Annotated in this window: 7 protein-coding genes and 1 pseudogene; 4 read left to right on the plus strand and 4 right to left on the minus strand. The window is 48.4% G+C overall.

Features of this window, described 5'->3' with window-relative positions; all coding sequences use genetic code 11:
- A partial coding sequence (locus tag B3Z75_RS12750; RefSeq protein ID WP_294072506.1) for an anaerobic sulfatase-maturation protein occupies positions 1–845 on the minus strand: 845 nt, incomplete at its 3' end.
- 86 nt (positions 846–931) lie between these two features.
- Between B3Z75_RS12750 and B3Z75_RS12755 the strand changes: the two genes are divergently transcribed.
- The 4 genes from B3Z75_RS12755 (at position 932) to B3Z75_RS12770 (ending at position 5012) form a co-directional block, all read left to right on the plus strand.
- Complete coding sequence (locus B3Z75_RS12755; protein ID WP_294072374.1) at positions 932–1348, plus strand: DoxX family protein; 417 nt, start codon at positions 932–934, stop codon at positions 1346–1348.
- A gap of 302 nt (positions 1349–1650) precedes the next feature.
- Positions 1651–2889: a peptidase T gene (gene pepT / locus B3Z75_RS12760; RefSeq protein ID WP_294072377.1), complete on the plus strand. Its 1239-nt coding sequence runs from the start codon at positions 1651–1653 to the stop codon at positions 2887–2889.
- 22 nt (positions 2890–2911) lie between these two features.
- On the plus strand, positions 2912–3997 hold the full coding sequence (gene gcvT, locus B3Z75_RS12765) for a glycine cleavage system aminomethyltransferase GcvT (protein WP_294072380.1): 1086 nt from the start codon (positions 2912–2914) through the stop codon (positions 3995–3997).
- A gap of 19 nt (positions 3998–4016) precedes the next feature.
- Positions 4017–5012 (plus strand): lysylphosphatidylglycerol synthase transmembrane domain-containing protein, encoded by a 996-nt coding sequence (locus tag B3Z75_RS12770; protein ID WP_294072382.1) that lies wholly within the window; start codon positions 4017–4019, stop codon positions 5010–5012.
- Positions 5013–5016: 4 nt separating this feature from the next.
- Here B3Z75_RS12770 and B3Z75_RS12775 read toward each other — a convergent pair whose 3' ends face one another.
- From B3Z75_RS12775 to B3Z75_RS12785, 3 genes and pseudogenes are all read right to left on the minus strand, one after another.
- Complete coding sequence (locus tag B3Z75_RS12775; RefSeq protein ID WP_294072384.1) at positions 5017–5772, minus strand: SDR family oxidoreductase; 756 nt, start codon at positions 5770–5772, stop codon at positions 5017–5019.
- An 18-nt stretch (positions 5773–5790) separates the two neighbouring features.
- The gene (folD, locus tag B3Z75_RS12780) at positions 5791–6672 is read right to left on the minus strand and encodes a bifunctional methylenetetrahydrofolate dehydrogenase/methenyltetrahydrofolate cyclohydrolase FolD (RefSeq protein WP_294072386.1); all 882 of its coding nucleotides are present in this window, start codon (positions 6670–6672) and stop codon (positions 5791–5793) included.
- Positions 6669–6994: pseudogene (locus B3Z75_RS12785) on the minus strand (signal recognition particle protein); the annotation flags it as partial. The pseudogene B3Z75_RS12785 and the gene folD, both read right to left, overlap by 4 nt.

Genomic DNA, 6994 nt, shown 5'->3' on the forward strand with positions numbered 1-6994 from the left:
CATGTTTTGGCCATGGTGCATACCCCCGGCTGCTCACCCACCCAGTTGGCCAGGGTGGAGTCAAATATCTGAATAAATATTTTCCCTACATCCTCTTTGATCCATTCATCAAAAACGGTACACAGGAATTTTCCCCACTTTTCTGCCGGCACGGTGAAAGGAGCCAACTCCACCTCGTCGTCATTTTCCTGAGCTGTGGCCAACTTTAAAGGCGATTTAGCTTTTCGCAGTCGCTCTACAATGGGCGTGAACTGCACATACTGACACCCGATTCCTTTAAAGAAGCGGTAGAACTCAAGCGGGTAATCTACGTTGTAATCATTCACAACCGCCATGCAGTTGTACTCTACGCCATGCTTTTTCAGCAATTCAATTCCCTTCATCACCCGGTGAAAAGAGGGGCGACCCATCTTGTCGCGACGATATTCGTCGTGAAAATCCTGTGGCCCGTCGATAGAGATGCCAACGAGAAAGTTATTCTCTTTAAAGAATTTACACCAATCATCGTTCAGCAGGGTGCCGTTGGTTTGAATGGAATTGTCTATCTGCCTTCCACGGCCATATTTTTTCTGCAATTCTACCGCCTTCCTGTAAAAGGAGAGGGGCCGCATCAACGTTTCACCGCCATGCCAGGTGAACATCACCTGAGGCATGGTTTGAGATTCAATATATTGTTGAACAAAACGTTCAAGAAGTTCTTCGCTCATCACCTGATGCTTGTCCGGATAGAGGCTGGACTTTTCCAGGTAGTAGCAATAGTCGCAATTGAGATTGCACTTTGATCCTACCGGTTTAAGCATCACGTACATCGGTTTGGCAAAAGGAGCATATGTTGACATATCGATTTTTTTTATGTTACAAATATAAACAAAACAGGTTAGTTTATGGTTAAAGATGCGCAGATAAGCATTAATTATAAGTAAACAATAATATGAAACAAAAAAATAATTTACAAGAGGCCGGATGGCTCATTTTAAGAGTGGGAATTGGTATATCCATCTTTTTACACGGATATCCCAAAATAACGGGCGGGGTGGAAACCTGGACGATGGTGGGAAGCACCATGTCAAACTTTGGAATCGATTTTGCTCCGGCGTTCTGGGGATTCCTTGGTGCGGTTGGCGAATCGGTGGGAGGGCTGCTCTTTGCGCTGGGGCTTTTCTTTCGTCCTGCGGCCTTGTTGCTTACCGGAACAATGTCGGTGGCGCTGGCAACGCATCTTTCAGCCGGTGACAATTTTATGATTTTTGGTCATGCTCTCGATCTTCTCATTGTTTTTGCTGCATCCGTACTGATAGGTGCCGGAAAATATTCGTTAGACAGAAAACTGTTTCCGAAAATTGCGTGACGTTTGTCATCCAGCATAAACGAAAACCCCTTCCGTTGCTTGCAGCAGAAGGGGTTCGTTGTATCATAAAAAAGGGTAAGCTTACTATATCGCGCCGCTACAACCAAATACCCTTGCTTCGGTCAAGACCTGGGGGATTCAATGGGAGCTGGCCGTATAGGACTTACCCGAATGCAAAGGTACGTTTTTTTTTCGACTTACAAAATAGGATAAATGATTTTTACTATTCACCCCATTTTTTTATCTTTGTAAACGCAATAAAGCTCTAACTAAGAAAAAATCAAACCAATTCAGCATAATACATGGATATCGTAGACCGATTTATTAAATATGCGCGTATCGATACGCAATCAGACGAAAACAGTACACAGACCCCCAGTACCCAAAAGCAGTTCAATCTAGCCAAAGAGGTTGAAAAAGAAGCTGTGGAAATGGGATTAAGCGATGTGAGCCTCGATAATAATTGTTATCTGATGGCGACCTTGCCTGCCAATACACGCAAAGATACTCCTGTCATCGGGTTTATAGCCCATTTCGATACCAGTCCCGATATGAGCGGCGAGAACGTCAATCCGCGGGTGATTAAAAATTACGATGGAAACGACATTGTGCTGAACGAAGCAAAAAATGTGATCATGTCGCCTGCCGATTTCCCGGAATTGCTCAGACATACAGGGGAAGATATCATTGTCACCGATGGTACCACATTGCTGGGAGCTGATGATAAGGCGGGGATCGCAGCAATAATGACCGCCATGCAATATCTTTTGGATCATCCTGAAATTGAACACGGCAAGATTCGGATTGGATTTACTCCCGACGAGGAGATAGGGCGCGGAGCCGATAAATTTGACGTGGCCAAATTCGGCGCCCAATGGGCATATACGATGGATGGCAGCGAGCTGGGAGAACTGGAGTACGAGAACTTCAACGCTGCTTCTGCCAAGATTGAGATACAGGGACGCAATGTGCATCCCGGATATGCCAAGAACAAGATGATCAATGCGCTTCATTTGGCCAACGAGCTGATAGCGCTGCTCCCCGGGGAGGAACGTCCCGAAACGACGGAAGGGTACGAGGGCTTTTTTCATCTGATATCACAAAATGGTACTGTGGATGAGGCGAAGCTGTCGCTCATCATCCGCGACCATGACCGGACAAGATTCGAAGAACGTAAAGCGCTGATGGTAAAATCGGTCGATTTCCTTAACCAAAAGTACGGTAACCGCCTGAAGCTGGAGCTAACCGATCAGTATTATAACATGCGCGAGAAGGTGGAACCGGTGCAGCATGTGATTGATTATGCCTCCCGCGCTATGGAGGAGATAGGTGTGAAGCCTCATATCAGGCCGATACGGGGAGGCACCGACGGTGCACGCCTGTCGTTCATGGGATTGCCCTGTCCCAATATTTTTGCCGGTGGAATGAACTTCCACGGCAGGTACGAATTTTTGCCGGTCCCGTCGTTGAAAAAAGCATCGGAGGTAATTGTAAAGATCGCCGAACTTGTTGCGAAAGGTGCCGATGCCCCTGAAGAATGATCCTGAAACTAATTTTTACAATATGAAACAGACCCCGTTTACCGATTTGCACGTTGCTCTTGGAGCCAGGATGCACGAATTTGCCGGTTATAATATGCCCATTGAGTACTCCGGTATCATGGATGAACACCTCACAGTGGTGAATGCCGTGGGCGTTTTTGACGTTTCGCACATGGGTGAGTTTTGGGTAAAAGGGCCCAAAGCGCTGGAGTTTTTGCAGAGAGTAGGGAGTAATGACGCTTCCAGGCTACAACCCGGTAAGGCACAATACAGTTGTTTTGTGAATGAACAGGGTGGTATTGTGGATGACTTCATCGTCTACCAGTTTGAACAGGAGAAATATCTTCTTGTAGTCAACGCTGCCAATATCGAGAAGGACTGGCTCTGGTGTCAGCAACATAATACAATGGGAGCGGAACTGGAAAATGCTTCCGGATGGATGGCACAGTTGGCCGTGCAGGGCCCAAAGGCAATGGAGGTGCTGCAAAAGCTGACTTCTGTTGATCTCTCCGTGATTCCCTATTACTCCTTTACAACCGGTACTGTTGCAGGCGTAGATAATGTCATTATCTCCAACACAGGGTACACAGGGGCCGGCGGATTTGAGTTGTATTTTTATCCGGAGCAGGGAGGTAAGATTTGGGATGCACTCTTCGACAAGGGAGCAGCTTACGGCATCAAGCCAATCGGTCTCGGGGCACGCGATACGCTGCGCCTTGAGATGGGATTCTGCCTTTACGGGAACGAACTGGATGATACCACTACCCCTTTGCAGGCTGGACTGGGATGGATCACAAAATTTGCCGACAACAAGCCGTTCGTAGGCAGGGAGGTGCTGGAAAAGGAGAAGTCAGAAGGGGTATCCCGCAAGCTGTGCTGCTTTGAATTGTTGGAGAAGGGAATTCCCCGTCACGGTTATGACATTGTCAACGCTGCCGGTGAAGTGATTGGCAAGGTGACCTCGGGCACGATCTCGCCGGTGCTGAAGTCCGGCATCGGGATGGGATATACAAAGCCCGAATATGCAAAAACAGATACCGAGGTTTATATCAGGATACGAAATAAGAGCCTGAAAGCCATTGTCGTAAAGGCCCCTTTTAGAAAATAATATCCTGACTTGCCCCAATATGGCAAAAAAAACAAAGATTGCACAAAATGTTTTCTTTTTTCTCGGTGTACTCGCACTGGGAATTATGATCTATAAAATTGGTATCGGCACCATCTGGAGTGATATCAGGCGGACCGGCTGGTGGTTCGTACCCATTATCGGACTTTGGGCAATTGTCTATCTCCTGAACACAATCTCTTGCAATCTGATTATTCAGGATGGGAGCCCGGAAGCAAAAAGAGTCGGTTTTTTCAGTCTCTTTAAGCTGGTCATCAGTGGGTTTGCAATCAATTACATCACCCCCTTCGGACTGATGGGAGGAGAGCCGTATAAGATTATTGAGTTGAAACCGACGCTGGGTATTCAGAAAGCCACTTCTTCCGTGCTGCTGGCGACCATGATGCATTTTGTTTCTCATTTTATCTTCTGGATGATTTCCATCCCGTTGTTGTTTTTCCTGGTGCCTGTTCTCTCCCATACGGTTGAACTAGCCATGCTCCTCTCGAGTGCCACTTCCTTCCTTCTGCTTTTTTGGGCTTACCGTGTATATACAAGGGGCGGGGTAGACAGGGCTTTGATACTGGGAAGCAGACTGCCTTTTCTCGGAAAACGAATTAGAGCCTACCGGTTGCAAAACCAGGAGAAGATTGATCAGATGGATTATCTGATTGCCGATCTGTACACCAACCGCAAAAAAGATTTTATTATTTCACTCCTCCTGGAACTGTTTTCCCGCTTTTTAATCTGTGTAGAGGTGGTGCTGATGATGCAGGCCATCGGGTGGCCGGTGTCATTCGGGGAGAGCGTGCTCATTGAATCCATTCAGTCGCTCGTTGGCAACCTCCTGTTTTTTATGCCCATGCAAATGGGATCGCGCGAGGGAGGGATGATGATGGTTTATGGTGTCTTATCGATCCCTCTAGCTTACGGAGTATTTGTGAGTTTGTGCAAGCGTATCCGGGAGATATTCTGGACGCTGGTGGGTATCGTTCTAATTAAAGTGAGGCGCAATTAACGGGTTATACGTAGATCATTTTCCTTGTCATTCCCCCGTCAACAGTGAAGTTTTGTCCCGTAATAAAGCTGTTCCCGGCATCCAGAAGAAACAAAACCATCCGTGCTACATCCAGGGCATTTCCGACGCGTCCTGCGGGATGCTGCAAATGATCTTCCTTCGTTAGTTCCACTTGCCGTGCAGCCTTTTTCTTCTTTATTGCCGACACATCGATCCATCCGGGGCTGATACTGTTGACCCGTACATCCGGGGCAAGGCTTACAGCCATAGCGTGGGTGAGTGAGAAGATACCGCCCTTGGAGGCTGAGTAAGATTCGGTGTGGGCTTCGGACTGAAATGCCCTGGTAGAACACATATTCACTATCGCCCCCTTGGTCTCCCTGAGGTAAGGGGCAAGGTACTTGCTGCAGAGAAAGGTGCCGGTAAGGTTGGTGGTGATGGCCCGGTTCCATTCATCCAGGGTGAGTTCTTCCATTGGCTTGAAGATTTCATAAACGGCATTATTGACCAGGCCATATGCTGGTCCGAATTTCTTGATAGCCGCCCTGATGGATGAACGGAGGCTTACTTCGTTGGAAATATCTGTAACAAAGAACCCGCAGTGGCGAGAAGGAAAATGGGGACGAATCTCCTCCATTGCCTCATTGTCGATGTCGAAGATTGATACTTTGTAGCCGTTATTCAGCAATTCTTGCGATACGACCCGGCCAATACCCTGGGCGCCACCGGTGACAACAACATGTTTTTTCACTCGTTTCATGCTGAAAAAAGTTGTTTATCAGGGATAAATTTCCTTTTTCCCTGCCAGCAGGGTGTTCCTGAGTAGTGACACAATGGTCATCGGGCCCACACCCCCAGGCACTGGCGTAATGAAGGCACATTTGGGCGCCACCTCATCGAACTTCACGTCGCCCGTCAGCTTGAACCCTGATTTTGTCTTGTCGCTCGGCACGCGGGTGGTGCCAACATCAATCACCACTGCTCCCTCTTTCACCATGTCTCCCTTCAGAAATTCGGGAACACCCAGTGCGGCGATGATGATGTCGGCCTGCAGGCAGATCTCCTTGATGTTTTTTGTACGACTATGGCAGACAGTAACGGTACAGTCGCCGGGATATCCTTTTTGCATCATCAGCATCGACGCCGGTTTGCCGACGATGTTGCTACGCCCCAGCACCACGCAGTGCTTCCCTCTTGTTTCGATGTTGTACCTTTTCAGAAGTTCCAGTATTCCTGCTGGCGTAGCGGAGAGAAAACAGGGCATTCCAAGCGACATACGTCCCACGTTCACCGGATGAAAGCCGTCCACATCCTTCCGGTAATCAATGGCCTCGGTCACATTCTCCTCGGAGATATGTTTGGGTAAGGGCAGCTGAACAATGAAACCGTCGATGTCTGCATCTTTATTTAAGCGATCCACGCAGGCGAGGAGTTCTTCCTCGGTCACATCCGCCTCGTAACGGATTAGGGTGGACGTGAAGCCTACTTCTTCACAAGCACGTACTTTGTTGGCCACATAGGTTTCACTGCCGCCGTCGTGACCCACCAGCACGGCTGCCAGATGAGGGGTTTTGCCTCCGGCCGTTTTTATCCGGGTTACCTCTTCGGCTATCTCCTGCTTAATTTGTGTAGCAACAGCCTTTCCGTCTATCAGTTTCATCTTCTCCGCATGTTACGCATTGCCTTTTTGCCACCTCCCGAAGTCATCATCCGCATCATCTTGCGGGTCTCGTCGAACTGTTTGAGGAGCTTGTTCACCTCCTGCACGTTGGTGCCGCTTCCCTTGGCGATGCGGGCACGCCGGCTCCCGTTTAGAATCTCGGGATTGCTGCGTTCCCCGGGTGTCATAGAACGAATAATCGCCTCAATGCCCTTGAACGCATCGTCGTCGATGTCCAGGTCTTTGATCTGCTTGCCCACTCCGGGAATCATGGAGGCCAGATCTTTCAGGTTACCCATCTTCTTAATCTGCTGAATCTGGG

It is taken from the genome of Proteiniphilum sp. UBA1028, assembly GCF_002316955.1.
In the GTDB taxonomy this organism is placed as follows: domain Bacteria; phylum Bacteroidota; class Bacteroidia; order Bacteroidales; family Dysgonomonadaceae; genus Proteiniphilum.

Bases quoted from the DNA above. Each gene is read 5' to 3' on its own strand.
- B3Z75_RS12755 (WP_294072374.1), top strand. From the start codon at position 932: ATGAAACAAAAAAATAATTTACAAGAGGCCGGATGGCTCATTTTAAGA.
- pepT (WP_294072377.1), top strand. From the start codon at position 1,651: ATGGATATCGTAGACCGATTTATTAAATATGCGCGTATCGATACGCAA.
- gcvT (WP_294072380.1), top strand. From the start codon at position 2,912: ATGAAACAGACCCCGTTTACCGATTTGCACGTTGCTCTTGGAGCCAGG.
- B3Z75_RS12770 (WP_294072382.1), top strand. From the start codon at position 4,017: ATGGCAAAAAAAACAAAGATTGCACAAAATGTTTTCTTTTTTCTCGGT.
- B3Z75_RS12775 (WP_294072384.1), bottom strand. From the start codon at position 5,772: ATGAAACGAGTGAAAAAACATGTTGTTGTCACCGGTGGCGCCCAGGGT.
- folD (WP_294072386.1), bottom strand. From the start codon at position 6,672: ATGAAACTGATAGACGGAAAGGCTGTTGCTACACAAATTAAGCAGGAG.